Below are 26,259 nucleotides of genomic sequence, written 5' to 3'. Positions count from 1 at the left end.
GACCGGCGGGGTCCGGTCAGCGAGGGGACACGCCGAGGGCGGGGAGCACCACGGCGTCGATGTACGAGGTGAGGAAGTCCCGCGTGGGCGGCAGGTCGTCCATCAGCGTCCGTGTGGCGAACGCGCCGACGAGCATGTGCACGATGTAGGCCAGCGCCGGGTTGTCCGGGCGGACCTCACCTCGCTCGACCGCGCGCCGGACGATTCGCTGGAACTTATCGACCTCGGGCTCCACTAGCAGGTCCTTGAAGGCCCGCCGCAGGTCGTCGTTCGTGTGCATCGCCATGGCGAGCGCCCGCATCAGGGCGGCGTTCTGTTCCATGACGCAGTCGTCCTCGCAGCCCATGATGCCGTGCAGATCGCCCCGCAGGGAACCGGTGTCGAGGCCGCCGACGATGCCGGGCTTCTGATGCCGCATGGCTCTGACCACCAGTTCGGCCTTGCCGCCCCACTGGCGGTAGAGCGTGGCCTTGCTGGACCGGGTGCGGGCGGCCACGGCGTCCATGGTGAGTGCGTCGTATCCGACCTCGCGAAGCAGGTCGAGTACGGCCGCGTACAACTCGGTCTCGCGCTCGGGGGTGATCCGGCTGCGCCGCACGGTCGCGACCTCGGTCATCCCACTCACCTTCCCACGTCCTCGCCCCCCTCAGGGGTGTCGCCGCGTCACACGGCACGCGTCCGTACACATGGTGCCGTACGTCCGCCGTCGCGTACGCGGATTCGTACGCGATCTCCTGTCTGACGAATGTACCCGAGACCTCAAGAGTACGAAACCGTTTCGTACGTGTGCTGGGTCACGTCCGGGAGAACCGCCGCGCCCCCGCACGAGTTGCTGCGGCCCGTCCTCCGGAAAAGCATGGGGTGGTGAGCTATTTGCGCCTGCCGCACCTCAACGGGGACCTGCTGTGCTTCGTGGCCGAGGACGACCTCTGGCTCGCCCCGCTCAACGCCCCGGGCGGCCGGGCCTGGCGGCTCACCGTCGACCGCACCAGACTCGGCCACCCCCGCTTCTCCCCCGACGGCCGCCACATCGCGTACACGAGCTGGCGCAGCCTCGCCCCCGAGGTCCACCTGGTCCCGGTGGACGGCGGGCCCGGACGCCGGCTCACCTACTGGGGCAGCTCCGACACCCGGGTCTGCGGCTGGGCTCCCCGGAACGGGAACACGGACGCCGAGATCCTCGCCGTCGCCTCGCACGGTGAGCCGTTCTCGTACTTCACCTGGGCCTACAAGCTCTCCCCCGACGGCAGTCCCGGCCGCAAACTGCCCTGGGGCCCGGTGACCGACCTCCAGGTCGCCGACATCGGCGGGGAACGGCAGACCCTGCTGCTCACCGGCACCGCACCGCACGAACCGGCCTCCTGGAAGCGGTACCGGGGCGGGGCGACGGGCAGGCTGTGGCTGCACGGACGGCGCCTGCTCTGCGGGAGCGGGGAAACCGGCAAAGGCGGCGGCGCCGAAGACGTCGACGGGCATCTGCACTCCCCGATGTTCGTCGGCGGCCGGGTCGCCTTCCTCTCCGACCACGAGGGCGTCGGCAACCTGTACTCCGTGGCGTACGACGGCTCCGACCTGCGCCGTCACACCGATCACGACGCGTTCTACGCCCGCCACGCGTCCAGTGACGGCACCCGGGTCGTCTACCAGTGCGCCAGTGACCTGTGGATCGTCGACGACCTGTCCCCGGGCTCGGTGCCGCGCCGGCTCGGCATCGCACTGAGCGGGCCGCGCGCGGGGCGGCGCCGCTACCAGGTGCCCGCCGCCCACCACCTGGACGGCATCTCCGTGGACGAGACGGGCCGGGCCAGCGCCGTCATCGTACGCGGCAGCCTGTACTGGCTCACCCACCGCGACGGCCCCGCCCGCACCCTCACGGACACCCCGGGCGTACGGGTGCGGCTGCCGGAGATGCTCGGCGCGGGCGGGCGGGTGGCGTACGTGACGGACGCCAACGGCGAGGACGCCGTCGAGATCGCCTCCCTGCCCCGGGCCAGCGGCCACCGCCCCGCCCGGCGGCTGGCCTCGGGGGAGCTGGGCCGGGTGCTGGAGATGGTCGCCGACCCGGACGGCGGGCGGCTGGCCGTCGCCTCCCACGACGGACGTCTGCTGCTCGTCGACACCGGCGAGGAGGCGGGGGAGGCCCAGGAGGCAGGGGAGTCCGAGGGTGGCGGTGAGAGCACCGATGACGACGGCGGCGCGGGCTCCGGAGAAAGTTCCGGCGCCGCCCCCGGCCCCCGGGTCACCGAGCTGATCCGGTCCGTCAACGGCCCGGTGCGCGACCTCGCGTTCTCACCCGACGGCGGGTGGCTCACCTGGTCGCACCCCGGCATCGGGCGGTCGCTGCGGCAGATCAAACTGGCCCGGATGAAGGACCGGTTGGTCATCGACGTCACCAACGGCCGCTTCGAGGACGAGAATCCGGTCTTCACCCGGGACGGCCGCTACCTCGCCTTCCTGTCCTGGCGCGGCTTCGACCCGGTGTACGACGTGCACACCGGCGACCTGTCCTTCCCGCTGGGCTGCCGCCCGTACCTGGTGCCGCTGTCGTCGGCGACCCTCTCCCCCTTCGCCCTCAGCCCCGAGGGCCGGCCGGCCGCCGGGGGCCTCGACCCGGTGGAGGCCGACGACACCGGGGACGCCGGCGACAGCGGGGCGGTGACCGTCGAGACCGAGGGCCTGGAGAACCGGGTCACCCCCTTCCCGGTCGCCGCCTCGAAATACTCTGCGCTGCACCCGGTCGCGGGCGGCGGACTGGTCTGGCTGCGCTGGCCGATCTCGGGCGCGCTCGGCGAGACCTTCGCCAACCCGGACGACACCAGCGGCCGGCCGACGCTGGAGCACTTCGGCATCAGCCGGGCGAAGAAGTCCGAACTCGTGGAGCACCTCGACTTCTTCGCGGTCAGCGGCGACGGCACCCGGCTGGTCGTCGCGGACGAGGGCGAGCCGCGCGCGGTGCCCGCGAACGAGCCGGGCGACAGCGACTCCACCGTGTGGATCGACGTCCGCCGCATCCTGCACGAGGCCGATCCCGGGGCCGAGTGGCGACAGGCGTACGAAGAGGCGGGGCGGCTGACCCGGTCCTACTTCTGGGAACCCGGCATGTGCGGCATCGACTGGGACGCGGTGCTCGCCCAGTACCGTCCGCTGGTCGAACGGGTCGCCTCTCCCGACGAGTTCGCGGACCTGCTGCGCGAACTCCTCGGTGAACTCGGCACGTCCCACGCCTACGTCACCGCCGCCCGCCGCAACGAGGGCCCGCCGCACTACCAGCGCCGCCAGGGCTTCCTCGGCACCAACCTCGTTCTCCGTGACGGTGGTTGGACAGTCAGGCGGATCCTCCCCGGCGACTCCTCCGACTCCCGGGCCCGCTCCCCGCTGGCCGGCACCGGCATCCGCGAGGGCGCCGTCCTCACCCATGTCGACGGCCGCCCGGTGGACCCGGTCACCGGGCCCTACCCGCTGCTCGCGGGGGCGGGCGGTACGACGGTGGAGCTGACGTTCACCCCCGCCGAGGGCGCCGGCCCGCCCCGCAGGGTCGCCGTGGTCCCGCTGATCGACGAGCGCCCGCTGCGCTACCAGGACTGGGTGGCCAAACGGCGTTTGGTGGTGAGGAAGTTGAGCGGCGGCCGGTGCGGCTACCTGCACATCCCCGACATGGGCGGCTCGGGCTGGGCCCAGTTCAACCGCGACCTGCGCATGGAGGTGTCCCGCCCGGCCCTGATCGTGGACGTGCGCGGCAACGCCGGCGGCCACATCAGCGAACTCGTCGTGGAGACCCTGACCCGCACCATCCTCGGCTGGGACCTCACCCGCGACGCGCAGCCCGTGTCGTACGCGGCCAACGCCCCGCGCGGGCCGGTGGTCGCCCTGGCGGACGAGGCGACCAGCTCCGACGGCGACATGATCACGGCCGCGTTCAAGCTGCTGGAACTGGGGCCGGTGGTCGGGCAGCGCACCTGGGGCGGCGTCGTCGGCATGACCGGCCGGCACCGGCTGGGGGACGGCACGGTGATCACGGTGCCGATGAACGCGGCCTGGTTCGACGCGTACGGCTGGTCGGTGGAGAACAAGGGCGTCGCTCCCGACCTGGAGGCACTGCGCACCCCGCTGGACTGGGCGGAGGGCCGGCACGCCGTACTGGACGACGCGGTCCGACTGGCCCTGGAGCTCCTGGATTCCGAGCCCCCGGCCACGCCCCCGACCTACAGCGACGTCCCCGACCGCTCCCGCCCGAAGCTGCCGCCGAGGATGTACGAGGGCTGATCGGACACGGCACGAAAGGGGCGCCCCCGGGGGAGGAGACGCCCCTTCTCGGTTCAGCTCAGCTCAGTTCACGAGGTCAGGACTGGCGGCGCTGTTCGCGACGCTCGTCGGACTCCTGCTGCAGCCGGCGCTGCTGGGGGTTGTCCGGTTCCTCCTCGCGACCGCGGCCGCGGTTCTGGTGCTGCTCCCCGGCCTCGCCCATCTTCTGCTTGGCCTGGTCCTTCATCCGCTCGGACTTCTCCTGGAACTGGTCCTTCATACCCATGTGGGTTCACTCCCGTTGGGGTGTGGGGGCTGTTGCCCGACCAGATTCACACGGGCCATCACCCTGCGCACGTCGATCAGTCACGCAGCGTGGTCCGGTGCTGTTCCGAGCCCGGTCCGGTGCTGTTCGTCGGCGGTGCCGCCGGCCCCGACCAGCCCCGTCCGCATGCCGGCGAGCCGGTCCGAGAACCGCCGCACCTCCCGCTGACCGACGGTCCCGATCATTCCGGGCAGGTATCCGCGTACGCCCTGCATCCCGCGCAGCCACCACTGCCCGTACACATGGCTGGAGCGCCGTTCGATCCCGGCGACGAGTCGGTCCACCGCGGGGCCCAACGGGTACGTCTTGTTCGCCGGCCACGGCAGTCGCTGCCGCAGCTCCCGCAGCACCGTGTCCTGGTCGGCCCCGCGCACCATGTCCGTGTCGGTCCACGACAGATAGCCGACGCCGACCCGCACACCCCGGTGTCCGACCTCGGCGCGCAGGCTGTGCGCGTACGCCTCCACACCGGACTTGGACGCGCAGTACGCGGTCATCATCGGGGCCGGGGTGATCGCGGCGAGCGAGGCGATCTGGAGCAGGTAGCCGCGGCTCTCGGTCAGCAGCGGCAGGAACGCGCGGGCGGTGACGGCCGACCCGATCAGGTTGACCTCGATGACCCGCCGCCAGGCCTCCGGGTCGGAGTCGGCGAACGGACCGCCGTTCGCCACACCGGCGTTGGCGACGACCATGTCGACCCGCCCGAAGCGCTCCTTCACCTCCGCCGCGACCCGGGTCATCGCCTCGTGGTCGGTGACGTCGGCGTACCAGTGGTCGCTCTCGCTGTGCAGCCTCGCCGAGACCTGCTTGAGTCCGTCCGGCTCCAGCCCGACCAGCGCCACCTTCACCCCCCGCGCGGACAGCTTGCGGGCAAGCAGCTCCCCGACCCCGCGCGCCGCTCCGGTGACGACGGCGACCTGGCCTTCGAGACGGCCCCCGGTCATGCGCTGTCCACTCATGCGCTCTCCTCGGCAGGTGCGGCGGGTACGACGGGTACAGCAGGCGCGGCAGACACGATCGGTACAGCAGGCGCGGCAGACACGATCGGTACAGCAGGCGCGGCAGACACGATCGGTACAGCAGGCGCGGCAGACACGGTCAGTACAGCAGGCGCGGCAGACACGATCGGTACAGCAGGCGCGGCAGACACGATCGGTACAGCAGGCGCGGCAGGCAGGTGGGCGGCGGCGAGTTCCCGGATCCGCGCGGTGACCAGGCCGGGCGCCTCCACGGGTGTCATGTGGCCGACGCCGGGCAGTTCGGTGAGCCCGAGGCAGTGCGGCAGCTCGGCGGCGATCGCCCGCGCGTGCACCGGCGGGGTGAGCCGGTCCGCGGTGCCGACGACGACGGCCGCGGGCACCCGCAACTCCCTCACGGCGTGGCCGAGATCGAGCAGGCCGAGCACGTGCGACCAGGAGTGGCGGACCGTGCGCGGGCAGGCGTGCACGATACGGGCACACGCCTCGACCATGTGCGGCGTCGAACCGGGCCCCATCGTCGCGTACCTGAGGATGCGGCGGGCGGCCGGTGTGACGGGCCCGAGCGGGACCCGGGAGCCGAGGACACGCCGGGTCAGCCAGTTCCGTACCCGTCCCGGCCGGATCGGCAGCACCGTCGACCCGGCGATCAGCCGTGAACTGCCGGTACTGCACAGCAGGACGGCCCCCGCGTGCTCGACGAAGGCGGGCCGGGCGGACGCGGCCACGACCGTCATGCCGCCCATGGAGTGCCCTGCGATCACGGCCTGCTGGCCGGGTGCGAGCGTGGCGGCCAGGACGGCTTCCAGGTCGTCGGCGAGGGTGTCGGTGGTGCAGTTCCGGCTCGCGGGGGTACGTCCGTGACCGCGCTGGTCGTAGGCGATCACCCGGTGGTCGGTGGCGAGTTCGCGGATCTGGGCCGCCCAGAAGGCGGTCGAGCAGGCCCAGCCGTGGGCGAGGACGACCGCGGGCGCCCCGTCGGGCCCGTGCGCCTCGGCGTGCAGCCGGGTGCCGTCGGCGGAGACGGCGGTGAGTTCGCGGGCGGGGACGGGTGGGGCGTAGGGGCCCGCGGAGACGTGCGCCGGCCGGCTCACGCGACCACCCCGGCGCTCTCGTGGGGCGCGGCCCTCTTCCCGGGCGCCGCCCGCAGGACGGCGTACTCCGCGAGGTCCACGCGCCGGGTGGCCCGCCGGAACTCGGCGGTGGTACCCGGCCAGACGGTGGTGTTGCGGCCATTGGCGTCCAGGTACCAACTGGTGCAGCCACCGGTGTTCCACACCGTGCGCTTCATCCGCTCCTGCACCCGGCGGTTCCAGCCGCGGACGGCACCGGGACGCGCGTCGAGGGCGACCCGGCCGCCGAGGACGTCGAGTTGGCGGAGGTAGTCGGCCAGGTAGTTCAGCTGGGACTCGATCATGAGGATCATGGAGGAGTTCCCGAGGCCGGTGTTGGGCCCGATGAGCGTCATGAAGTTGGGGAACCCGGCGGCCGCGGCACCGCGCAGCGCCTCCATGCCGCCCGTCCAGGTCTCGGCGAGGCTCTTCCCCTGCGCGCCGACGACCCGCTCGGCGATGGGCATGTCGGTGACGTGGAACCCGGTTCCGAACACGATCGCGTCGACCTCGGCCTCGGTCCCGTCGGCCGCCACGACGGTCGACCCACGGACCTCGCCCAGCCCTCCGTCGACGACGTCGACGTTGGGCTGCGCGATCGCCGGATAGTACGTACTGGACAGCAGGATGCGCTTGCAGCCGATGCGGTAGTGGGGGGTGAGCCGGGCACGCAGGGCGGGGTCCTTGACGGCACGGGCCATGTTGCGCTTGGCCAGTTGCTCCGCGAAGCCCAGCGCGCCCGGGTGCCTGGTGAACGCCTGGACCTGCAACTCCCTTACGCCCCAGAGCAGTCCGCGGCGCAGCTGGGTGGTGAAGGGCAGCGCCCGGTGCAGGGCCCGTTCGGCTCCGCCGATGGGCCGGTCGACGCGGGGCAGGACCCAGGGCGGGGTGCGCTGGAAGAGGGTGAGGCGGGAGACGAGCGGCTGGACGGCCGGCACGATCTGGATCGCCGACGCGCCCGTGCCGACCATGGCGACCCGCTTGCCGCGCAGGTCGTATCCGTGGTCCCAGCGGGCGGAGTGGAAGACCTTGCCGGGAAAGGCGTCGAGTCCCGGGATGCCGGGGACCTTGGGCTCCGACAGCGGCCCGGTGGCGGACACGACCACATCGGCGCTGAGGTTGCCGCTGCTGGTCTCGATGTCCCAGCGCAGCCGTTCCGTGTTCCACACCATCCGCTTCACCTCCGAGTCGAAGCGGATGTGCGGGCGCAGCCCGAAGACGTCGGTGACGTGTTCGAGGTAGGCGCGGATGTGTTCCTGCCCGGAGAAGGAGCGCGGCCAGTCGGGGTGGGGCGCGAAGGAGAACGAGTACAGATGCGAGGGCACGTCGCACGCGCACCCCGGATAGCTGTTGTCCCGCCAGGTCCCGCCGACGGACCCGGCCCGCTCCAGGACGACGAAGTCGGTGACCCCTTCGCGCCTCAGCCGCACGGCGGCCCCCAGCCCGCCGAACCCGGACCCGATCACCGCGACCCGTACGTGTTCGTGCTCGTGTTCGTGCTCGTGTTCGTGCTCGGCCATCCCGAAGCCTCCAGCTCTTGCCCACCACAGAGAACCTTGCCAGTGACCACTGGCGCAATGGGGAGGGTAGAGCAGTCGGCTACTGACGGGCAGGGGGCACGCAGGAAAAAAGTTACCGCCGGTACGCCTTCGGGGGCCGCGTTCGTCGGGCACACGTGGGTTCGACAGCAGGGCCTAGGCTGCTGATGTGGCAGAGGAAGCGGAACCCAGGGGCGAGCGGCGCGAGTACCGCATGGAGGAACTGGCCCGCCTGGCCGGCATCACGGTGCGCACGCTGCGCTTCTACCGCGAACGCAAGCTGATGCCGCCGCCCCGCCGTGAGGGCCGCATAGCCTGGTACGACGACCATCACCTGACCCGGCTGCGCACGATCACGGCGCTGCTGGAACGCGGTCACACCCTGAACGGCATAGCGGAACTCGCCGAGGCCTTCGACCACGGTCGCGACGTCGGCGAACTCCTCGGCATGGACACCCCCACCGAGGAAACACCGGTCCGCCTCACCCCCGAGGAACTCGCCGACTGCTTCGCGGGCGACGTGACCCCGGAGAACCTGGCCGCCGCGATGGACCTCGGTTACCTCGGCACGGACGGCGGGGAGATCGTCCACATCAGCCGCCGCCTGCTGGACGTCTCGTCCGCCCTGGTCCGCGAGGGCATCCCGCTCGCGGAGGTGCTGCGCGCGGGCCGCGAGGTCCGTACCCACACCGAGGCCATGGCCGGCCTCTTCGCCGAGCTGATCGTGCGCCACGCCCCCGAGGAGGCCGTGCAGCGCCTGCGCCCCCTGGCCCGCAGCGTGGTCGACGCCGAACTCTCCCTGGCGATGGACCGCCGGCTGCGCAAACGGGGCTGACCGCGGGCGGCCCCGCCCCCTGGGCCGGTCAGTCGCCGGCGAGCTCCGCCTGCCAGAGGGAGCTGGTGCGGTAGTGGTTGTCGTACTGCGCGGAGCCGGCCTTGATGTCCTCGACGGAGGCCTCCCCCCGATGGACGCGCTCCAGCAGCCGGTAGTAGTCGAAGCGGTCCATACCGGGGGTGAAGGCGACCAGCACGTCGGCCTCCTCCCCCCGGGCCGGAGCGAAGGCGTGCAGCAACCGCGGCGGCACCGTCACGAAGTCGCCGGGCTCCAGGGTGACGATCCGGTCACCCAGCAGCACCCGCAGACTGCCTCCGAGCACGAAGAACATCTCGGTCGCCTCGGTGTGGAAGTGGACGGGGGCGCCCGGAGAACCCCTGCGCAGACTGGCCCGGTTGGCCGTCAACGCCCCCTGGGTCTGGGCGGAGTCGGCGAGGAGCGTGATGAGACCGGTGGGCCCGTCCTGCAACGTCTCGGCGGAACCGGCACGGACGAGGACGGGGCGGGCGGACGCGTTCATGAGGTTCTCCCCGGATGCGATCAGATCGGTGCAACCACGGAGGGGCGGGCCCGCGCGGGTTGCCCCGGGCCGTGTCCGGTCCCCGGCCCCGCGCCGGTCCCCGTCCCTCCTGACCACCACGCTATGCACTCGAAAGACCCCGTGTAGGGTGCATTTCCGTGGCTGATTCATGGGTCAATCCGGCCGAACGCATCGGCAGCGACCTGCACTTGGACCTGAACCCGGAGATGGCCAAAGGCGGTGGCCGCCGCGCCGCGCTCGGTCGCGCGCTGCGCGAGGCGATAGGGAGCGGGCGGCTGGCACCGGGCACCCGGCTCCCTCCTTACCGGTCGCTCGCCGCCGACCTCGGGCTGGCCCGCAACACCGTCGCCGAGACCTACGGCGAACTCGTCGCCGAGGGCTGGCTGGTCGCCCGACAGGGGTCGGGGACGCGGGTGGCGCCCAGAGCGAAGCCGGTCGGTTCCCCCCGCGTGCCCAAACCGATGCCGGCACGTGCGGAACCACCCGCCCACAACCTGCGGCAGGGCCTGCCGGATGCCGCCTCCTTCCCCCGTACCGCCTGGCTGGCTGCCGCGCGGCGGGCACTGAACGCGGCGCCCAACGACGCGTTCGGGCCCGGTGACCCCCGCGGCCGGCCCGAGCTGCGACGCGCCCTGGCCGGATACCTGTCACGCGCGCGAGGCGTGCGCACCAGCCCCGAGACGATCGTCGTGTGCTCCGGTGTCGCGCCCGCCCTGCGGCTTCTCTTCGGCGGGAAGGTGCTGCGCGGCCCTCTGGCGGTGGAGTCCTACGGTCTGCCGTTCCACCGGTCGATCCTGCGGGCCGCACGCGTCCGGACCGTTCCCCTGACACTGGATGAGCACGGGGCGCGCGCCACGGAACTGTTCGCGCTGAAGGGCGCACGGGCGACGCTGCTCACCCCCGCCCATCAGTTCCCCACGGGAGGACCGCTCCACCCCGAGCGGCGGGCCGCCGCCGTGGACTGGGCTCGCGGGAACGAGGGTGTGCTGCTGGAGGACGACTACGACGGGGAATTCCGCTACGACCGGGAGCCGGTGGGCTCCGTCCAGGGTCTCGATCCGCAGCGTGTCGTGTACCTGGGCTCGCTCAGCAAGAGCCTCTCCCCCGCGTTGAGGCTGGGGTGGATGGTACTGCCGGACCACCTGGTGGAGCCCGTCCTGCGCGTCAAGGGTGAGCGCGAGGCGTGGGCCGGCGTCACGGACCAGTTGACACTCGCCGATCTCATCGAGTCGGGCCATTACGACCGGCACATCCGCCGGACCCGGCAACGTTACCGGGACCGCAGGGACCGTCTCGTCGCGCTTCTCGCCCGCCGGGCGCCGCACATCACGCTCACGGGCGTCGCCGCCGGGCTGCACGCGGTGCTGAGCCTGCCGCCCGGCACCGAACGCCCGGTGACCAGGGCCGCGGCCTGGCAGCACATCGCCGTGGACGGGCTCGCCGGCTTCCGGCACCCGGCCGCCAGCATGCCCGCGCACGACGGCCTGGTCGTCGGCTACGCCGCACCTCCCGACCACGGTTTCGAAGCGGCGCTCGACGCCCTCTGCGGCGTTCTGCCTCCACCGCCCGACAGGGACTGACGGCCACGTGGGCAGGGACGGGCGGGGCCGTTCGTGAGTACCGCTCCGGGCGCCGGCATGATGGATCGCGGCGGAAGCTGTGATCTTCCTCAGCACCCTGTACGCGCTCCCGCAGGACGTGCGGCGCCTCTGCACGATGACGACGGCCTGACCAGCGGCGCGATTTCGACCGCGCCTTTGGCCGTTCGCTCCTGTCCGCCTCTGACGGACGCGCCACTCCTGCTCCGGGTGACTGGCGAGACCCCCGGTCGGTGAACACGCGCCACCTCGGCGTGCGGGTTCATCAGTCCCGAGGCCGGAAGACCACCGTCACCGGCGCGTGGTCCGACCAGCGTTCGGCGTGCGTGGCCGCGCGTTCCACGTAGCCCTCGACCGCGCGGGCGGCGAGCCCGGGGGTGGCCACGGCGAGGTCGATGCGCCACCCCGCGTCGTTGTCGAAAGCCCGCCCCCGGTACGACCACCACGAGTACGGTCCCTCGGCCTCCGGATGCAGCGCCCGAACGACGTCCACGTACCCGCCGTCGGCCGGGTCGAGGACCCGTCCCAGCCACTCCCGCTCCTCCGGCAGGAACCCGGAGTTCTTGGTGTTGCCGCGCCAGTTCTTCAGGTCGGCCCGCTCGTGCGCGATGTTCCAGTCCCCGCAGACGACGACCTCCCGCCCCTCGGCAGCGGCCCGCTCCCTCAGCCCTTTCAGGTACGCGAGGAACTCCCCCATGAAGCGGAGCTTCTCGTCCTGCCGCTCGGTACCGACCTCGCCGGAGGGCAGGTACAGGGACGCGACGGTGACCCCGGGGAGGTCCACCTCCACGTACCGCCCACTGCCGTCGAACTCGACCGACCCGAAGCCGACCTGGACGCGATCGGGCTCACGCCGCGTGTACAGCGAAACTCCGGCGCGCCCCTTCGCGGCGGCGGGCGCGTGCACCACGTGCCACCCCTCGGGTTCCCGGACGTGCCCGGGCAACTGCTCCGGCTCCGCGCGCACCTCCTGCAGGCACACCGTGTCGGCGGAGGTCCCGGCCAGCCACTCCACGAAGCCCTTCTCGGCGGCGGCACGCAGTCCGTTGACGTTGACGGAGGTCACAGTGAGCATCAGGGCACGATACCGGCACACTGGACGGGGCCCGAAAACGGATCCCTCCCACCTATCGGATTGATATACTTTACTTCGCATGAATATCCGCCGTGTCTCCTACGACCACCCCGACGCCGTCAAGCTGAACGACGAGGTCCAGGCCGAGTACCACGTCCGCTACGGCGACGGCGGCGACGCCACCCCCATGGACCCGGCGCACTTCCAGCCGCCGAACGGCATCTACCTGGTCGCCTACGACGAGAACGACACCCCCGTCGCCTCCGGCGGCTGGCGCGTCCAGAACGCCAACGGCGAGGGCAACCTCGACGGGGACGCCGAACTGAAGCGGATGTACGTGATCGAGCAGATGCGCGGCCGGGGCCTGGCCCGCCGCGTCCTGGCCGCCCTGGAGGAGGACGCCCGCACGGCCGGCCGCCTGCGCATGGTCCTGGAAACGGGCACCAAGCAGCCGGAAGCCATCGCCCTGTACACCTCCAGCGGCTACGAGCCCTGCGAGAAGTTCGGCCACTACCGCTTCCACGAGTCGAGCCGCTGCTACGCGAAGGCCCTGTAGCAGCGGGACACCGCCTGCTGGAGCCTGTCCGGCGGATCATGCCGAAGACGTGGGGACCGGCCCGCTGAAGCTTCACGTTCTCCGAAACGCCTGATCCGTACGAGGCGGCCCCTGCCGCAGCCGAGACGGAACGGAACGACACCGCCACGCCCTTGCATGATCAAGATCTGTCCGGGTTCATCGGGTGAGGTCGAGGGCGGCCAGGGGCCTGTGGCAGTCGCGGGCGGTGTGGCGTAGAGCGGCGGCGATGTTGATGTGGCCGTCCTGGCGGTGGACGCCGATGGCGAGGTTGCGCAGGCCGGCCATGACGCGTGGGAGGCGGCCGGCGTGAATCTTGGAGTCGTCCTCGCGGAACGTGCGGTCGCGGACGTGATGCAGAAGATTTTCGATCTTCCAGTGCCCTCTGATCCAGTCGGCGAGCCGGGCGCCGCTGGCGGTGCCGGGCGGCAGGCTGGTGATCAGGTAGACGCGCTCGATGGTCAGCTTGCCGCTGGTGAAGTCCTTCCTCCGGCGGACGACTTGGAGGGCCTGCTTGGCGTCGGGGTAGTCGAGGTGGGCGAAGGCAGCGGTCTTCAGCCGCCGGATCTCCAGGCGGTGGTGGGCCCGGGTGCGGTCGTAGTGGTCGAGCGCGATCTCGCGCCGGGGCAGATGGCGGACGCGGTCGAACAGACCGGGGTGGTTGGCCTTGACCTGGGCGATGTGGTGGGCACCGCGGGCGCGGAGGTAGCTGCCGTGGGCGTGCTGGGTGTGCAGGGCGTCGGCGGTGATGACCGTGCCGGTCAGGTCGATGGTGGACAGCAGGGGCTGGAAGGCGGGGATCTCGTTGCTCTTGTCGGCGACCTGACGCTGGGCCAGGACGTGGCCCGCGTGGTCCATCGCGGCCGGCAGGGTGATGTGCGTGGTGGTGACGGTGCGTGAGCCGCGCAGGGCCTTGCCGTCGACCGCGATCGCCCTCAGCTCGGGACCGGCCGGGGTGGCGCGGGAGGCGAGGAAGGCTCCGATCGCCTGGCCCAGGGCGTCGCCGTCGAGCTGGACGAGGAGACGGCGCAGGATGTGGGGGTGCGGCACGGACACGGTGCCGGTCAGCGGGTCGACGGGGAAACCGAGAGCCCGGCAGGCCCATCCGGGCGCGTCGCTGATCCATTCTGTGATCGCGGTGAACGAACGGGCGCCGGCCAGGACACTCGCTGCGGCCGCGGCGACCAGGGCCGGCAGCGAGTAGCGGCGGCCCCGGACGCCTCGTGGATCGGGAAGCAGATCCAAAAATCCGGACAGGCGGACCGCGTCCGCCAGAGGGGCCGGTGCGGGAGTCTGGGCCAGTTGGTCCAGCGCGGTGGGCATGGGGGAAGATGCAGGAGCAGGCACGGACTCGCCAAGTGTTCATGGGACTTCGACACTCACATGATCACCGAGACCGTGCCTGCACTGCGTTTGCCCCTGCCCGAACCGGGATGTCCGCCCCAGGGCCGGACCAGCCCGACGTTCCGGACCGATCGCGATCATGCAACAGCCCCTGGTGGTTCACGAGCTAGCAACAACGGGCGGCCGAGACTCGAGTGAATGGTCGATCGACGGTGACAACCTCAGGGTGAGTTCGTCATTCGATCGTGGCATCCGAATCTCCGCATTCCATTTGTCGCATTTACGGGTCGTAGTGTTCCCCGTGCCACCCCAATTGGCATCAACTACCCGAGCCTCAGGGGCACACGTCGGGCCCATATCGAGCTGCGACGAGTCAGAACACACTGGAGGAAACTCATGGGAATTCCCGGGCGCAAGGCTGTCGCAGTGGCAGCTGTCGCGTTGACCGCACTCGGTGTAGCGAGTGGTGCCAGTGCATCCGCGACCACCTCGTCCGGGTGCGAGGGCGGCGCGGCTGAATGCTCTTCCTTGCGGCCGACCTTGTTGTCGGCCAGCCAAGCATCGATCAACATCACGCAGATGCAGTTGGAGAACCTGAACGCGACCGCACTCGACGCTCATACCGGCCAGCCCCTGGCTGGGCAGAGGGTGCAGTTCTACACCACCGGCGGTCGCCTCCTCGGCAGTGCCTATACCAACGCCGAAGGCATTGCTTCGATCACCAGTCCGGAGAACTTCGGCCCTGGAACCGTTCAAGAGCTGCTGAGTGGCTACGACGCAGTCATGATCGGTGACGGTGTCCACGCACCGGCTACCGCACACGGTGCGATCACTATTGGCACTGACTGCGGAGGCGGCGCCGGTGGTGGGCGGCCAGGCGGCGGAGGAGGCGGTGCGGGCGGTGGTGGCAATGGTGGAGGCGGGAGCGGTGGCAGTACGGGAGGCGGCACTGCTGGGCGTCGCGGATAGGGACGGCAGCCTTCACAAGGCCGTTGAACAAACTGAGATGATCTAGAAAAGCGTCTGCTGCCTCGAGGCGCCGAGTCTCCGGAGCCCAACGCTCCACAGCGGGATAGGTGACACCTCGGACATCTTCATCAAAGATGCTTGAATGCCAGATTCGCTCGAGTAGGCGGATCCGGCTATTGCATGGTCTTGTGGGTTTCGAGTGGTGACAGCAGCCCCTCCACCTGGCCGCCCCGCCCCCGAACTCCCTACGCTCGCCCCCATGCCTTCAACTGACGTGAGCGTCCGCACTCTCGACGGCCTCCACCTGGCGGGCACCTTGGTCACGCCGGAGCAACCAACCCCCCAAGCTGTGGTGCTCGTCCACGGTGGAGGCGTCACCTGAAGTTCCACCCTGTGCCTGGACAGCGGGTGTTTACGCTGCGGGGGTGAGGTCTTGCGTCGCCAGGGCTCTGGTTTCGAGTGGGGTGACGTAGCCGTACTCGGGGTGCTTGCGCAAGCGGGTGCGGTTGTACTCGACCTCGATGAAGTGCAAGACATCGGCCCGGGCGGTTTCATGGGACTCCCAGACCGTGGTGCCGCTCTCCGCCTTCAGCAGACCGAAGAAACTCCCGGCGGCGGCTTTATCGCAACATGACCCTGTTCGTCCCATGCTCTGCCTCAGGCCCAACTCCTGTATCAGGGCTCGGTGTTCACGTGATGTGTATTCCGAGCCACGGTCCGAGTGCGTGATGCAGCCTTCCTTCAGTCCGCCTCGGGCGGCGGCCATCCGCAGGGCGTCGACGACGAGACAGGCCCGGTGGTGGTCGGCCATCGCGTACCCGATCACCTCGCGTGTGGCCAGGTCGAGGACCGTCGCGAGATACCACCGGCCGGCCAGTGCGGCCAGTGCGGGTAGGTAGGTAGGTAGGTAGGTAGGTAGGTAGGTAGGTAGGTAGGTAGGTGATGTCGGACACCAGCTTCGTGCCGGGCTCGGCGGCGGTGAAGTCCCGGCCGACCAAGTCCGGCGACGGTGCCGCCTTGGTGTCGGCCTTCGTCAGGCTGCGACGCCGACGGCGGGTGATACCGCGAATGCCCCGCTCCCGCATGATCCGCTCGACCTTCTTCCGGTTGAGCCGCCGCCCGTCGCGTCGCAGGACCGCGGCCACCCGCGGGGAACCGTAGGCACCACGTGATCCGGCATGGATCCGCCGGATCTCCGCAGCGAGCTCGTCCTCGACCTCCACCCGGACCAGGGCAGCCTCCCGGCCCGCCAGATACGCGTAACAGGCCGAGCGGCCCACCTTCAGCGCCCGGCACAGCAACGACACGCTGTAGCCGCCGGGATTGTCCGCGCCGGCCTTCTCCGCGTCGATGAACCGGTAGCGCGCGGCTACTTCGTCTTCTGCTGCGCGAAGAAGGCCGTCGCTTTTCGGGGTCCCGGTAGTTCTCGCGGAAAAACCAACGGAGTAGCGCCTGAGCTGCGGAGATGCCGGGTTACGCGGTGCCCTCGGGCTGGCTGGGGACGTTGCTGAGATGGCGGTAGATGGTGGGGCGGGCGACGCCGAATTCGTCGGCGATCTGCTGGACGGTGTAGTCGCCGGAGTCGTACATCTCGCGGGCGAGCTTGACCTGGCGGGGGCCGAGTTTGGGTTTCTGGCCGCCGGTGCGGCCGCGGGCGCGGGCGGCGGCCAGGCCGTCCCTGGTGCGTTCGGACATCAGGGCGTGCTCGAACTCGGCGATGGCGCCGAGGATCTGGAAGAACATGCGGCCGAGGGCGGTGGAGGTGTCGATGCCCTGGTCGAGGACGACCAGGTCGACGCCGCGGGCCTGGAGGTCCTTGGAGAGGTCGATGAGGTTCTCCAGGGAGCGGCCGAGCCGGTCGAGCTTGGTGACGACGAGCTGGTCGCCTTCGCGGGCGATGAGGAGGGCCTTGTCGAGTTCGGGGCGGCGGGCGAGCTTTCCGGATGCCTTGTCGGTGAAGACCTTCTCGCAGCCGGCCGTGCGGAGGGCGTCCTCCTGGGCTTCGGGGTGCTGGTCGCGGGTGCTGACGCGGGCGACGCCGATTCTCATCGCCGGAGTGTATCGCGAAGGGGGTTGTGCGTTACATAGGCGCGGACACGGCATGCGTGTCAGTCGTGGCCTGCGGAAACACCTTGACGATCTTTGTGTCTCATGAACGATCGTTACCCGACAGCCCGGGTGCCCTCTCCGCCTCCTTCCGCCAGTGGGCCAGGTTGTTCCGGATGATCGGCACGTGGGGATGGTCGGCGCCCAACGCCCGCACCATGTGCTCAAGGAGTTGCTCGGTCACGGTGACAGCCCCGGCCGCATCCCCTGCCTGGCCTCGCATGGTGGCGAGGTTGCCCCGGGCGGTGAGGGTGGCGGGGGCATCGGGGCCCAGCACCCCCACCATGTGCTCCAGCAGCTCGGCGAAGGCCTCCGCGGCACCCGCCGCATCCCCCGCCTCCCCCCGCCAGGTGGCGAGGTTGCCCCGGGTGGTGAGGGTGGCGGGGGCATCGGGGCCCAGCACCCGGATGCGGTCGGCCAGCAGCTCGGCGAAGGCCTCCGCGGCACCCGCCGCATCCCCCGCCTCCCCCCGCCAGGTGGCGAGGTTGTTCCGGGTGGTGAGGGTGGCGGGGGCATCGGGGCCCAGCACCCGGATGCGGTCGGCCAGCAGCTCGGCGAAGGCCTCCGCGGCACCCGCCGCATCCCCCGCCTCCCCCCGCCAGGTGGCGAGGTTGTTCCGGGTGGTGAGGGTGGCGGGGGCATCGGGGCCCAGCACCCGGATGCGGTCGGCCAGCAGCTCGGCGAAGGCCTCCGCGGCACCCGCCGCATCCCCCGCCTCCCCCCGCATGGTGGCGAGGTTGTTCCGGGCGGTGAGGGTGTCGGGGGCATCGGGGCCGAGGTGGTGGCGGGTGGTTTCGGTGAGGTGCTGGAAGTGGTCGCGGGCGGCGGTGACCTGGCCGGTCTCGCCGAGGCTGCGGCCGGTGCGGTACAGCACCGCGTGCGCGTCCGGCCGGTACAGGGCCTGCCCTGCGTGGCCGGCCAGGGCGGTGGTGTTGGCGCGGAAGGTCTGGGCGAGGGCGGCGTCGCGTTCGATCTCGGGCCAGACGGCGATGAGGGCGTCGGCGGCGGCGCGGGCGGTGATGTCGTGCTGGTGGGGGGTGAGGGTGTCGCGTGTGGTGCGCTGGATGAGCTGGTGGACGCGGACAGCCCGGTGGGGGGCCTGCCGATCGTGGTCGACGAGGCTGAGCCGGTGCAGGGCGCTCAGGGCCCGTACGGCGTCCCGGGCGGAGACCGGGTCCGGTTCTCCGGCGTGCTCCGGGCCGGTGCGGGTGCGGTGTGCGGTGAGGTGGGCGAGGGCGGGGGCGCTGGTCAGGACGTCCTGGGGGATGCCGTTGGCGTCGAGGAGAGAGGTCAGTTGCAGCATCGGGCGAGCCAGGCCAGCCGGGCGTAGTTCGTCAGCGCGATCGATGGACAGGGACCAGGCGGCGGCCAGGGGCAGGGCCTGGTCGTCGGGCAGGGCGTCGGGGGCGGCGTCGGCGAGGGTGGTGGTGCGGTCGGCCAGCAGCTGGCGGTAGCCGGCCACACTCTCGCCGGTGTCGATGAGGTAGGCGGCGGCCTGGGCGAGAGCCAGCGGCAGGCGCCCCAGGTCTTCGGCGAGAGCGGTCAGCTCGTCGGCGGATTCGTCGTGGCCGTGTCCGGTCAGGGAGGCGGTGAGGTAGGTGAGGGCTTCGGCCTCGGTGAACAGGCCGACCTCGATGGTGCGGCGGCCGTGGGCGGCGAGGGCGGCGTCCCGGCGGCGGGTGGTGACCAGGGTGCGGCCGTGGGGGCTGTCGGGTGGCCACAGGCCTTTCAGGTCGTCGGGGTCGGCGACGTCGTCCAGGACGATCAGCCACCGGCACGGCTTCGCTGCGGCCTTGGGGGTGAGCCAGGCCAGGAAGGCGCGGGCGGCCTGCTCCACATCGCCCGGGTCGGCCCGGCACAACTCGATGCCGGCCTGGGCGTAGCCGGTCACGATGGGGGAGCGGGCGCTCGCGGTGACCCACACCAGGACATCCAGGCCGCCAGCTGGGCTGTCGTCGTTCCAGGCGGTGCGGGCGTAGTCGGCGGCCAGCTGAGTCTTGCCCACGCCGCCCATGCCGGTCAGCAGCTGGGTCAGCACGGCGGTGCCGCCGCCGTCGACCTTCGTGCGCAGCCGGTCCGCCTCGGCGCGCTGCTGGTAGGACCGTGCCGCGGGAGGGATGAGGCCGACCTGGTGCGGCCAGGGGGCCGGTTCCTGAGGGGCGCGCTGCTGCATGGCCAGCGTGCCGATGGACAGGTTTCCGGTGTTGGCGACTGCGCCCCCGGTGGCGGTCGCGTGCCCGGTGTCGGACAGGTGTACGGAGGCGGGGAAGGCAGGACCACTTCCCGGGGCCGGGCCGCGGTAGCCGGTCACGGACGTGCCGCCACCGGAGGCCTCGGCGTTGCCGGTGCCCGTCACGGTCACGGACGGCTCGGGCTCCTCGTCCCACGTCTTGCGTGGTGCTTTCGCCATGGGTGTGCGGGTCCTAGTTCGAGTAGTCGATGCCGGAGACGGAGCCCTCGCCGCTGGCCTCTCCCGTTCGCTCGGCCGTGGCCGAGCCCTTACCGCGGCCGCCAGGCCGCTTGATGCCGGTGACACCACCGCGGGTGGCTTTCCCGGTCCGGGTGGCCTTGTCTTTGGGGCCGGCCGGGGACGGGCGCTGGAACAGGGCCCAGACCAGGGCGGCGATGCCGACGGCGGCCTGGATGGAGGCCCCGGCCAGCTGGCCGGCATCGGGGCTGTCCAGCAGCCAGATCAGCGGCGTGGAGACGATCCCCACCACCGCCAGCACCAGGACCGCGGGCTTCCGCCTCTGCGTCATGCCGGCCCTCCCCCTTCGTCATGTGGCGGCCCGCCGGATCTGGCTGACGCTCCGCCAATTGCTGTGGTCTCGCGATTTTTTCGTGTGAAACATGAAACGCGTCCCGCGTCAGCGTGGTTCCGGGGCCTCTCCGGCGGGATCAGCGCGGTCTGCGCCGGTGCGCAGGGGGCGGTGGCCGTGCTCGTCGAGCTGGGCGAGTTCGCGGTCGTAGTCGACGGTGATGGAGCCGTAGTAGTTGACCGCGGAGCTGCGGGCCGGGGAGATGTGCGCCAGGACCTCGGCGTCCACCTCGCGGCCGGCCCTGCGCAGTTCATCGACGGCCAGGCCGAGGTAGGTGGTGTGCCAGCAGATGACCGTGTTCGTCGCGACGGTCAGGCACCAGGCCTGCTCGTTCTGCTGCTCGGGCCGGCGGCGGGTGACCTTGCCCTCACGGGCGTAGTGGAGCCGGCGGCGCAGGGCGTGGATGGACTCGCCCTTGTTGAGCTGCCGCGCGATCTTGCGACGGTAGGACTCGATGGACAAGTACTTTGCGGCGTAGATCGTCCGCCTGATCGCCCCGTACTCCTTCAGCGCTGCGGCGAGCGCGTTCTGCCGTGAGGATGCGGACAGCTTGCCGACGATCAGGGAGGCGGTGGCGTGCCCGTACTTCAGCGACCCCGCGAGCCGCAGCAGATCGTCCCAGCGCGCTGCCACGAGGTCGAGGTTGGCCTTCTTCGTCAGCAGCGGCCCCGCTGCCGGGAACCGCTCCTCGTAGTCGTTCCTCGCGCCCATCCGGTAGAGGGTGATCTTGCCGAGGTCGCGGATGCGGGGAGAGAGCTGCTTGCCCACGAGATCGAAGAGCGCGAAGTTGACCAGGGTGACGCCGTGCGTGTCCGTGGCGTGCTCGGTGATCGGCAGGTCGGTGGCGTTGCCGAGGATCTCGTCCAGCACGTAGTGCGCCTCGCGGTGGGTGGCCACGATCACCCTGGTGCCGAAGGTGGAGTGCTGGTCGCTGACGTGGGTGTAGGTGGAGATGCCCTCGGCGACGAAGTACTTGTTCAGGTGCCGCGCGGTGATCGACTTCCCCCGGGTGGGGAACCGCTGCCCGTCCGACGAGGACAGGGTGCCGGAGCCGAACATCGCGGTCATCGGCAGGGCGTGGTGGTAGTTGACCAGGCAGATGTTCGCCTCCCGCAGCGTCTCCTCGCGGATGTACCACTCCGCCGTCCAGGCCAGCACGTCGTACGGGATTCCGCAGGAGGCGGCCATCCCGTGCAGCCCGAGATTCGTGGACAGCCCGATCAGGCAGGCGATCAGGTTGCGCTTGAGCTGCGGGGAGCGGGTCTGTTTGCCGCCGGCGTGGGTGAAGCAGTCCAGGAAGCGGGTGTGCCGGTCCATCTCCACCAGCAGCGAGGCGATCGGCACGTTCGGCAGCATCCGCTCCAGCTCCGCGTGCAGGTCCTCGGCCTCGGACGGGATGTCCTCCGCGCTCAGCGGGGAGATGACCAGTTCCCCGTCGTCGCCCAGACGGACCGGCCCGTCACCCTTCCTCAGGGTGCTCTCCAGGTCGGCAAGGGCGTCGTCGAGTTCGTCCATCACCAGTGGCAGGGCCTGGGAGGCGTCGGGGCTCTTGCCGACCAGGCGGCAGAACTCCGTGCGGTGCGACTCCCACTGGGCAGGGGTGAACAGGTAGGCGGCCGGGTTGTCGTAGCGGCGCGAACCTGGCACGTACACGTCCCCGCTGCGCAGGCCGTCGCGCAGCGCGAGCAGCGTGCACAGCTCCCAGTAGTGCCGGTAGGCGGTCGCGTCCCCCTTCGCGGCGGCCTCGTCGAGGTAGCCCTGCCAGCGCGCCGGCACGAACAGCGTCGGGGCACCATGGGGGACGTTGCGGGTGCCGGTGGCATTCAGCTCCCGCAGGATCTCCAGCGCCTCGATCAGCGGCTTCGCCTCGGTCCCGCCGGCGAACCTCACCGCCTCCAACACCTTGGGCGCGAACTGCCGGATGTAGGTGTAGGAGCCCTCCAGCAGCCGCAGATGCCCGTGATCCCTCGGCAGCCGCACGGCGGCCCCGGCGTGCGCGGTGCGGATGCGGTCCATGCCGATCTTCTCGCGCAGCAGCGTGCCGACGTCCTCGTCGGGGATGCCGGTGTCGGCGAGCACGGGCAGGATCTCATCGAGGAGGGTGAGCCGATCCTCCGACAGCCTGGCCCGCTCGGCGAGCGCGTCGCGCAGCTTGAACCGGGCGCGGGACTCCGAACCGGACAGGGTCTGGTCGAACAGCTGCACCACGCAGTCCAGGACATCGACGGCGGACTGCGCGAGCAGCGTGAGCAGGATCGGGTGACGCCGGTTCGGCTCGCGCCGCACCAGGGCCTGCGCGGTTAGCCGTCGCCCGATCTGGGCCAGGTGGCGGCGCCGTTCCGCGGGCAGCCCGGACAGGTCCAGTGTGTCCGCACCCAACCCCCGCAGGAACTTCAGCTTCTCGACCTCGCCGCCCACACTGTTCGGCGACGCCTGCACCGGTCCGGTCACCAGCCAGTGCAGCCGCGAGGACTTCAGCTCCGGCTCGACGACCAGCAGCCCCTCCAGCCCCGGCACGCGCCCGGCATCCAGCAGGTGGGCCACACGAGCGTGGGTCTCGCGCTCGGCGGCCCGGCGGGCGGTCGCGACCCTCTCCAGCAGCGAGACCACGCCCGGCCGGATCACCTTCGCCGACCGCAGGTACTCACACCCCAGCCTAAACAGCAGACTCGGCGAGTCGTGCTCCATCGCGCGGGCCAGCAGGAACTCGTCCAGCTCCTCCAGCTCCAGCACCTTCGCCGCACGCCACCCCAGATATCCCGCCACCTGACGCAGATGGTCTGTACGCGTCTGCCCACGGGACACCCCGTAGCCGCGCAGCACCTCGACCGGCAGGCCAAGCTGCCTCGCCAGCCGCCCCACCGCCGCCGGCGGCGCAGAGGGAACCTCGTCCGGGACAAACCCCAGCCACGGCAGCGTGCACAACTGCACCGCGGCGCCGAGAACCGTCTGGGGACGCAGAAACTTCCGCAGGAACGCCTCATCCGCCGGAGTGAGGGTGAAGTAGCGGATCAGCTCGTCCTTGCCGATCGCCGGGAAGGACCGCAACCCCTCCAGCTCCTCATCGGAGAACACCCGCGTGGCCATCCGCCCTCCCGCCCCATCAGACCATCAGCCCGGACGGCCACCCCTCTCTGTCATTCTTGGGCGGTCAGCCGAGACAGAAAAACGCCCCCCGCTCCGAAGAGCCGGGGGCCACCTGCTGGGGTCAGATCCAGGTGACCTGGAGGACGTAGCCGCACTCGAACCGGGGGACGATCAGGAAGACGAACATGCCTCCGGGGACATCCACGGTTTCGCTCTTCGGCCCCATGCCTTCGTACCTCGTGCCGTCGAGGTAGAGAGCTTCAGCGGCGCGGATCAACTCGTCGGCTTTCTTCTCGACCTCGGCAATGAAGGCCGGCGGAGCTCCGCCCGCCACGTACTCCTCGCCAGGGTCGTACTCCCATCTCCAGGTCACTCGGACACCGCCTTGTACGCGGCGCGGATGATGTCGCCGGAGATCCTTACGTAGCGGCGGCTTTCTTCAAGAGTCTCGGCGGCGTTGGCCATGTACTCGGCGCGGCGCAGCTCACGCACCGCCTCGGGAAACCGCTCGATTTCGATGTTGGCGGCCCACGCGATCATGAAGAGCTGGAGGGGCTTGATGCTGCTCTGCTCGATGGCGGCGGCGACGGCCTTGCGCTGATCGGCGTCCATTTCCGGCAGCCGCTCCGGCGCGATGGCGGCAAGGGCGGCCCGGAGGGCCTCGGGGGTCCGCGCGGGGCGCGGGATCAGCTCTGTGCCGTGGTCGCGCTGTGTGCTCACGATGTCCTCCAAGGGATGCCCCGGCCAGCATATCCAGCCGGGGCACACGCATCAGATGTCGTAGTCCAGCCCCTTCTCGCGGCGGATCATCCGCCAGGCCGCCGTAGGGGACGATCTGCCGCGAGGAAGCCGTACTTCCTGACGTAGTCGTTGAGGTCGGCGCGGAAGCCCTCCGCCGTCTCCGGGTCGTCCTCGTCGTCGCTGTCGAGCAGCGCGGTGAAGCGGGCGACGGCGAGGGCAAGCAGAAGGCACCACCGGCCATGCGGCCGACTTGCCGCTACGCCGTCACTCCCTGTTCCTGTCGGCCGCCATGATCCCGACGCATTCTTCGAGCGCGGCGTGCAACGGCGTGACGAAGGCGGCGAGTTCGGCGTCCGACGCCTTCCCCGCCTCCAGTACGGCGCCGACGACCATCACCAGGACAGCGGCGGCCTTCAGCGCGTGCGCGTCGGCCAGCTCCTCAAGGAGGCCACCGGGGCGTGTGACCGCCAGGGCCTCCTTGCCGGTGGCCGGGTCGAGGCCGAGGCTGCGCAGACGCGGCGTACGCGTGCTCATACGGCGACCTCCCACGGAACCGCAACGTAGTCCTGACCCAGCGTCGCCAGGACCGCCGCCCGGCGCCGGTCATGTTCGTCCCGCTCGCGTTCCCACTCGACGACATACGAGCGGACCAGGGGCATGGCGTCGACGGTGATGACGTCCGCCGGGTGCAGGCACGTGATCACGGGTGCGGGTTCCGGAGCGGGCGGACAGGAGATGGGGGGCAGTGGTGGCGGCGCTGCGGCGCGATGGGCACCGCGGGCGGGCAGGAACAGGGCCAGAATCGCGGCCAGTAGGCTGCGCATAGGTCGACTCCCAATCAGTCGGCTCAGCCCCGGCGTGGAAGCTCTGAACCTTCCTGCCGGGGCGTCTTTGTTCCCTCCGAAGACTCTGCTGCGCAATTACCCGGCGTGATGACGCCGTGCCGATACGGCCTTCAGAGCGCGTCGCAGATGCAGGCAGGCCGGGCGCGGCCGAGCCCTGAAAACATGGCACGTGATCGCTCGCCGAATTGAGCAGCAGAGTCTCCGAACCCTACTCTCATGAGAGTCGTGATGAGTAGTGGTGGGTAGTAGTGGTGGGTAGTAGTACTAGGTAATGCGTAGTGGAGAGTGGCGCTCTACGGTCAAAACGTGGACACGATCAGCCCTGACTCGCCGCAGTACGTGTATGAGCAGCTGGCCGCGATCATTGAGCGGAAGATCCGCTCCGGTGAGTACGCGCCCGGTACCCGGCTGCCGGGAGAACTGACGATGACGCACGACTACAAAGTCGGTCCGGGTACCGTCCGCCGTGCTCTGGACATTCTTCGGGACCGAGGGCTGGTGGTGACTGTGCGCGCCCGGGGTTCGTTCGTGGCCGACCCGCTGCCACCCTTCCCCGAAACCCCCGAGCCCTCCGCGTAGCCGAAGCCGCGCTCCCCTACAGGCCGCCGCCGTGCCGTACGCGGACGAATACCTCGGCTGCCTGGCCGGAGGGCTCATCCGCGACAGGACGCCCCCACGAACTGAGTCGGCGGGGGCGGATCCGCTTCAGCGTTGCTACTTCACATCTTTTGCCAGGACGGCGACGGCGACCTTGCCCACCACCGTCGTCAGGACGTAGTTCGTCGAGCTGCTGAAAGCGACACCTACACCGGCTGGGATCGCCTTGGCCGCCGCCTTCTGGGTGAAGGTGATGGATGCCCGCTTGAACAACTGCTTGATCGTGACCAAGGCGGGCCCTCTGAGGTACTGGTAGACCAGCTTCTCGGCGATCTTCTGGACCGCCGCCTTGCCGCCCTTCGTCGCCATCTGTTCAGCCGAACCCGCCAACGCGATCGTGAAGGCGAGGTGCTTCTTGTCCTCCGCGCTCATCTCGGTCTCGTACACCTCAACCAGGCACATGCACATGTCGATCTGGAGCTTGAGTGCCGCGGCGATGTCGGTGACACCGCCGCCCAGGACTGCGACCGCCGTACCGACGCCCGGAATCACGCTCGGGACTGCGGTGACCGCCCCAGCGGCTGCGGAAAGTTTGGAGTACCGGCCAACGATCTTGTTGGCGACCCGGCGCTTGTCCTCCAGGCTCTCGGGCTCCCGCTTGAACTTGGCCTCGAAGGTCGCGCGGTAACCGTCCACGAGCGTAGTGGCGGCCTCCGGCGTGATGGCGATCCCCTCGACGACCTTCTGGAGCCGAGACGCCTCGGGCTCGTCCGTCGCGTGTTCCATAGTGTCCCTCCCAATTCGTCGCCCCCATGAAGATGGACGACTTGCACTGCGCACAGACTTGATGCACTGCAAGGTGCCCCGGCCGGCCCATCCGGGGGCAAGCCCCCGCGCTGCTCACCCCGCCAACCGGCCCACCGTCGCACCCCCC

General features: G+C 70.6%; 25 protein-coding genes and 1 pseudogene. 7 read left to right on the top strand and 19 right to left on the bottom strand.

Annotated features, from left to right (window positions below; genetic code table 11):
* Positions 1-16 precede the first annotated feature (16 nt).
* Positions 17-616: a TetR/AcrR family transcriptional regulator gene (locus HUV60_RS19850; RefSeq protein ID WP_257848601.1), complete on the bottom strand. Its 600-nt coding sequence runs from the start codon at positions 614-616 to the stop codon at positions 17-19.
* A gap of 248 nt (positions 617-864) precedes the next feature.
* Between HUV60_RS19850 and HUV60_RS19845 the strand changes: the two genes are divergently transcribed.
* Entirely contained in the window at positions 865-4,263 is a 3,399-nt protein-coding gene (locus HUV60_RS19845; protein WP_257848600.1) for a S41 family peptidase, read from the top strand.
* A 76-nt stretch (positions 4,264-4,339) separates the two neighbouring features.
* On the opposite strand, the gene HUV60_RS19840 is transcribed toward HUV60_RS19845, so the two are convergent.
* The 4 genes from HUV60_RS19840 to HUV60_RS19825 all read right to left on the bottom strand — a co-directional run bounded on the left by HUV60_RS19840 (position 4,340) and on the right by HUV60_RS19825 (position 8,176).
* On the bottom strand, positions 4,340-4,528 hold the full coding sequence (locus HUV60_RS19840) for a hypothetical protein (RefSeq protein ID WP_257848599.1): 189 nt from the start codon (positions 4,526-4,528) through the stop codon (positions 4,340-4,342).
* 80 nt (positions 4,529-4,608) lie between these two features.
* A complete protein-coding gene (locus HUV60_RS19835) occupies positions 4,609-5,511 on the bottom strand; it encodes an SDR family oxidoreductase (protein ID WP_257850168.1) in 903 nt (300 codons plus the stop codon).
* A gap of 11 nt (positions 5,512-5,522) precedes the next feature.
* Complete coding sequence (locus HUV60_RS19830) at positions 5,523-6,638, bottom strand: alpha/beta fold hydrolase (protein WP_257848598.1); 1,116 nt, start codon at positions 6,636-6,638, stop codon at positions 5,523-5,525.
* Positions 6,635-8,176: a flavin-containing monooxygenase gene (locus tag HUV60_RS19825; protein WP_257848597.1), complete on the bottom strand. Its 1,542-nt coding sequence runs from the start codon at positions 8,174-8,176 to the stop codon at positions 6,635-6,637. Before HUV60_RS19825 ends, HUV60_RS19830 begins: the two co-directional genes overlap by 4 nt.
* A 232-nt stretch (positions 8,177-8,408) precedes the next feature.
* On the opposite strand from HUV60_RS19825, the gene HUV60_RS19820 reads away from it, so the two are divergent.
* Complete coding sequence (locus tag HUV60_RS19820; RefSeq protein ID WP_257850167.1) at positions 8,409-9,029, top strand: MerR family transcriptional regulator; 621 nt, start codon at positions 8,409-8,411, stop codon at positions 9,027-9,029.
* Between the two features lie 28 nt (positions 9,030-9,057).
* Here the strand turns inward: HUV60_RS19820 and HUV60_RS19815 are convergent, their stop codons facing one another.
* Entirely contained in the window at positions 9,058-9,549 is a 492-nt protein-coding gene (locus HUV60_RS19815; RefSeq protein WP_257848596.1) for a cupin domain-containing protein, read from the bottom strand.
* 158 nt (positions 9,550-9,707) lie between these two features.
* Here HUV60_RS19815 and pdxR point away from each other — a divergent pair, with 158 nt between their 5' ends.
* Positions 9,708-11,150 carry a MocR-like pyridoxine biosynthesis transcription factor PdxR gene (pdxR, locus tag HUV60_RS19810; protein WP_257848595.1) on the top strand — a complete coding sequence of 481 codons (1,443 nt, stop codon included), beginning with the start codon at positions 9,708-9,710 and terminating at the stop codon, positions 11,148-11,150.
* Between the two features lie 283 nt (positions 11,151-11,433).
* On the opposite strand, the gene HUV60_RS19805 is transcribed toward pdxR, so the two are convergent.
* On the bottom strand, positions 11,434-12,243 hold the full coding sequence (locus tag HUV60_RS19805) for an exodeoxyribonuclease III (RefSeq protein ID WP_257848594.1): 810 nt from the start codon (positions 12,241-12,243) through the stop codon (positions 11,434-11,436).
* A gap of 79 nt (positions 12,244-12,322) precedes the next feature.
* On the opposite strand from HUV60_RS19805, the gene HUV60_RS19800 reads away from it, so the two are divergent.
* Entirely contained in the window at positions 12,323-12,799 is a 477-nt protein-coding gene (locus HUV60_RS19800; protein ID WP_257848593.1) for a GNAT family N-acetyltransferase, read from the top strand.
* A gap of 177 nt (positions 12,800-12,976) precedes the next feature.
* Here HUV60_RS19800 and HUV60_RS19795 read toward each other — a convergent pair whose 3' ends face one another.
* Positions 12,977-14,140, bottom strand: a complete 1,164-nt coding sequence (locus tag HUV60_RS19795; RefSeq protein WP_257848592.1) for an ISAs1 family transposase — start codon at positions 14,138-14,140, stop codon at positions 12,977-12,979.
* An 856-nt stretch (positions 14,141-14,996) separates the two neighbouring features.
* Here HUV60_RS19795 and HUV60_RS19790 point away from each other — a divergent pair.
* The gene (locus tag HUV60_RS19790; protein ID WP_257848591.1) at positions 14,997-15,176 is read left to right on the top strand and encodes a hypothetical protein; all 180 of its coding nucleotides are present in this window, start codon (positions 14,997-14,999) and stop codon (positions 15,174-15,176) included.
* Between the two features lie 213 nt (positions 15,177-15,389).
* Positions 15,390-15,512, top strand: a complete 123-nt coding sequence (locus HUV60_RS19785; protein ID WP_257848590.1) for a hypothetical protein — start codon at positions 15,390-15,392, stop codon at positions 15,510-15,512.
* Between the two features lie 30 nt (positions 15,513-15,542).
* Here the strand turns inward: HUV60_RS19785 and HUV60_RS19780 are convergent, their stop codons facing one another.
* The 10 genes and pseudogenes from HUV60_RS19780 to HUV60_RS19740 form a co-directional block, all read right to left on the bottom strand.
* Complete coding sequence (locus tag HUV60_RS19780; RefSeq protein ID WP_269441279.1) at positions 15,543-16,007, bottom strand: DDE-type integrase/transposase/recombinase; 465 nt, start codon at positions 16,005-16,007, stop codon at positions 15,543-15,545.
* 178 nt (positions 16,008-16,185) lie between these two features.
* Positions 16,186-16,353, bottom strand: a pseudogene (locus HUV60_RS33970) (IS3 family transposase); the annotation flags it as partial.
* Positions 16,354-16,603: 250 nt separating this feature from the next.
* Complete coding sequence (locus tag HUV60_RS19775) at positions 16,604-17,179, bottom strand: recombinase family protein (RefSeq protein ID WP_257848587.1); 576 nt, start codon at positions 17,177-17,179, stop codon at positions 16,604-16,606.
* Between the two features lie 100 nt (positions 17,180-17,279).
* Entirely contained in the window at positions 17,280-19,646 is a 2,367-nt protein-coding gene (locus HUV60_RS19770; RefSeq protein WP_269441209.1) for a tetratricopeptide repeat protein, read from the bottom strand.
* A gap of 13 nt (positions 19,647-19,659) precedes the next feature.
* Positions 19,660-19,995, bottom strand: a complete 336-nt coding sequence (locus tag HUV60_RS19765; protein ID WP_257848585.1) for a hypothetical protein — start codon at positions 19,993-19,995, stop codon at positions 19,660-19,662.
* A gap of 108 nt (positions 19,996-20,103) precedes the next feature.
* Positions 20,104-23,142 (bottom strand): Tn3 family transposase, encoded by a 3,039-nt coding sequence (locus HUV60_RS19760; protein WP_257848584.1) that lies wholly within the window; start codon positions 23,140-23,142, stop codon positions 20,104-20,106.
* Between the two features lie 121 nt (positions 23,143-23,263).
* Positions 23,264-23,515 carry a hypothetical protein gene (locus HUV60_RS19755; protein WP_228033985.1) on the bottom strand — a complete coding sequence of 84 codons (252 nt, stop codon included), beginning with the start codon at positions 23,513-23,515 and terminating at the stop codon, positions 23,264-23,266.
* A complete protein-coding gene (locus HUV60_RS19750; protein WP_152170346.1) occupies positions 23,512-23,862 on the bottom strand; it encodes a hypothetical protein in 351 nt (116 codons plus the stop codon). The genes HUV60_RS19755 and HUV60_RS19750 overlap by 4 nt, the downstream gene beginning before the upstream one ends.
* A gap of 285 nt (positions 23,863-24,147) precedes the next feature.
* Positions 24,148-24,417, bottom strand: a complete 270-nt coding sequence (locus HUV60_RS19745) for a hypothetical protein (RefSeq protein WP_257848581.1) — start codon at positions 24,415-24,417, stop codon at positions 24,148-24,150.
* The gene (locus tag HUV60_RS19740) at positions 24,414-24,707 is read right to left on the bottom strand and encodes a hypothetical protein (RefSeq protein ID WP_257848580.1); all 294 of its coding nucleotides are present in this window, start codon (positions 24,705-24,707) and stop codon (positions 24,414-24,416) included. Before HUV60_RS19740 ends, HUV60_RS19745 begins: the two co-directional genes overlap by 4 nt.
* A 327-nt stretch (positions 24,708-25,034) precedes the next feature.
* Between HUV60_RS19740 and HUV60_RS19735 the strand changes: the two genes are divergently transcribed.
* Positions 25,035-25,307, top strand: a complete 273-nt coding sequence (locus HUV60_RS19735; RefSeq protein WP_152170339.1) for a GntR family transcriptional regulator — start codon at positions 25,035-25,037, stop codon at positions 25,305-25,307.
* Positions 25,308-25,442: 135 nt separating this feature from the next.
* Here HUV60_RS19735 and HUV60_RS19730 read toward each other — a convergent pair whose 3' ends face one another.
* Positions 25,443-26,111, bottom strand: coding sequence for an EcsC family protein (locus tag HUV60_RS19730; RefSeq protein ID WP_257848579.1), 669 nt, complete (start codon positions 26,109-26,111; stop codon positions 25,443-25,445).
* Positions 26,112-26,259: the final 148 nt, after the last annotated feature.

Origin of the sequence: Streptomyces sp. KMM 9044 (genome assembly GCF_024701375.2) — a bacterium.
Classification (GTDB): Bacteria; Actinomycetota; Actinomycetes; order Streptomycetales; family Streptomycetaceae; genus Streptomyces.
This window is presented reverse-complemented; position numbering and strand designations above follow the sequence as displayed.

Bases quoted from the DNA above. Each gene is read 5' to 3' on its own strand.
- HUV60_RS19740 (WP_257848580.1), bottom strand. From the start codon at position 24,707: ATGCGCAGCCTACTGGCCGCGATTCTGGCCCTGTTCCTGCCCGCCCGC.
- HUV60_RS19730 (WP_257848579.1), bottom strand. From the start codon at position 26,111: ATGGAACACGCGACGGACGAGCCCGAGGCGTCTCGGCTCCAGAAGGTC.
- HUV60_RS19765 (WP_257848585.1), bottom strand. From the start codon at position 19,995: ATGACGCAGAGGCGGAAGCCCGCGGTCCTGGTGCTGGCGGTGGTGGGG.
- HUV60_RS19785 (WP_257848590.1), top strand. From the start codon at position 15,390: ATGCCTTCAACTGACGTGAGCGTCCGCACTCTCGACGGCCTCCACCTG.
- HUV60_RS19835 (WP_257850168.1), bottom strand. From the start codon at position 5,511: ATGACCGGGGGCCGTCTCGAAGGCCAGGTCGCCGTCGTCACCGGAGCG.
- HUV60_RS19800 (WP_257848593.1), top strand. From the start codon at position 12,323: ATGAATATCCGCCGTGTCTCCTACGACCACCCCGACGCCGTCAAGCTG.
- HUV60_RS19745 (WP_257848581.1), bottom strand. From the start codon at position 24,417: ATGAGCACGCGTACGCCGCGTCTGCGCAGCCTCGGCCTCGACCCGGCC.
- HUV60_RS19775 (WP_257848587.1), bottom strand. From the start codon at position 17,179: ATGAGAATCGGCGTCGCCCGCGTCAGCACCCGCGACCAGCACCCCGAA.
- HUV60_RS19770 (WP_269441209.1), bottom strand. From the start codon at position 19,646: ATGGCGAAAGCACCACGCAAGACGTGGGACGAGGAGCCCGAGCCGTCC.
- HUV60_RS19825 (WP_257848597.1), bottom strand. From the start codon at position 8,176: ATGGCCGAGCACGAACACGAGCACGAACACGAGCACGAACACGTACGG.
- HUV60_RS19795 (WP_257848592.1), bottom strand. From the start codon at position 14,140: ATGCCCACCGCGCTGGACCAACTGGCCCAGACTCCCGCACCGGCCCCT.
- HUV60_RS19850 (WP_257848601.1), bottom strand. From the start codon at position 616: ATGACCGAGGTCGCGACCGTGCGGCGCAGCCGGATCACCCCCGAGCGC.
- HUV60_RS19820 (WP_257850167.1), top strand. From the start codon at position 8,409: ATGGAGGAACTGGCCCGCCTGGCCGGCATCACGGTGCGCACGCTGCGC.
- HUV60_RS19815 (WP_257848596.1), bottom strand. From the start codon at position 9,549: ATGAACGCGTCCGCCCGCCCCGTCCTCGTCCGTGCCGGTTCCGCCGAG.
- HUV60_RS19840 (WP_257848599.1), bottom strand. From the start codon at position 4,528: ATGGGTATGAAGGACCAGTTCCAGGAGAAGTCCGAGCGGATGAAGGAC.
- HUV60_RS19805 (WP_257848594.1), bottom strand. From the start codon at position 12,243: ATGCTCACTGTGACCTCCGTCAACGTCAACGGACTGCGTGCCGCCGCC.
- HUV60_RS19760 (WP_257848584.1), bottom strand. From the start codon at position 23,142: ATGGCCACGCGGGTGTTCTCCGATGAGGAGCTGGAGGGGTTGCGGTCC.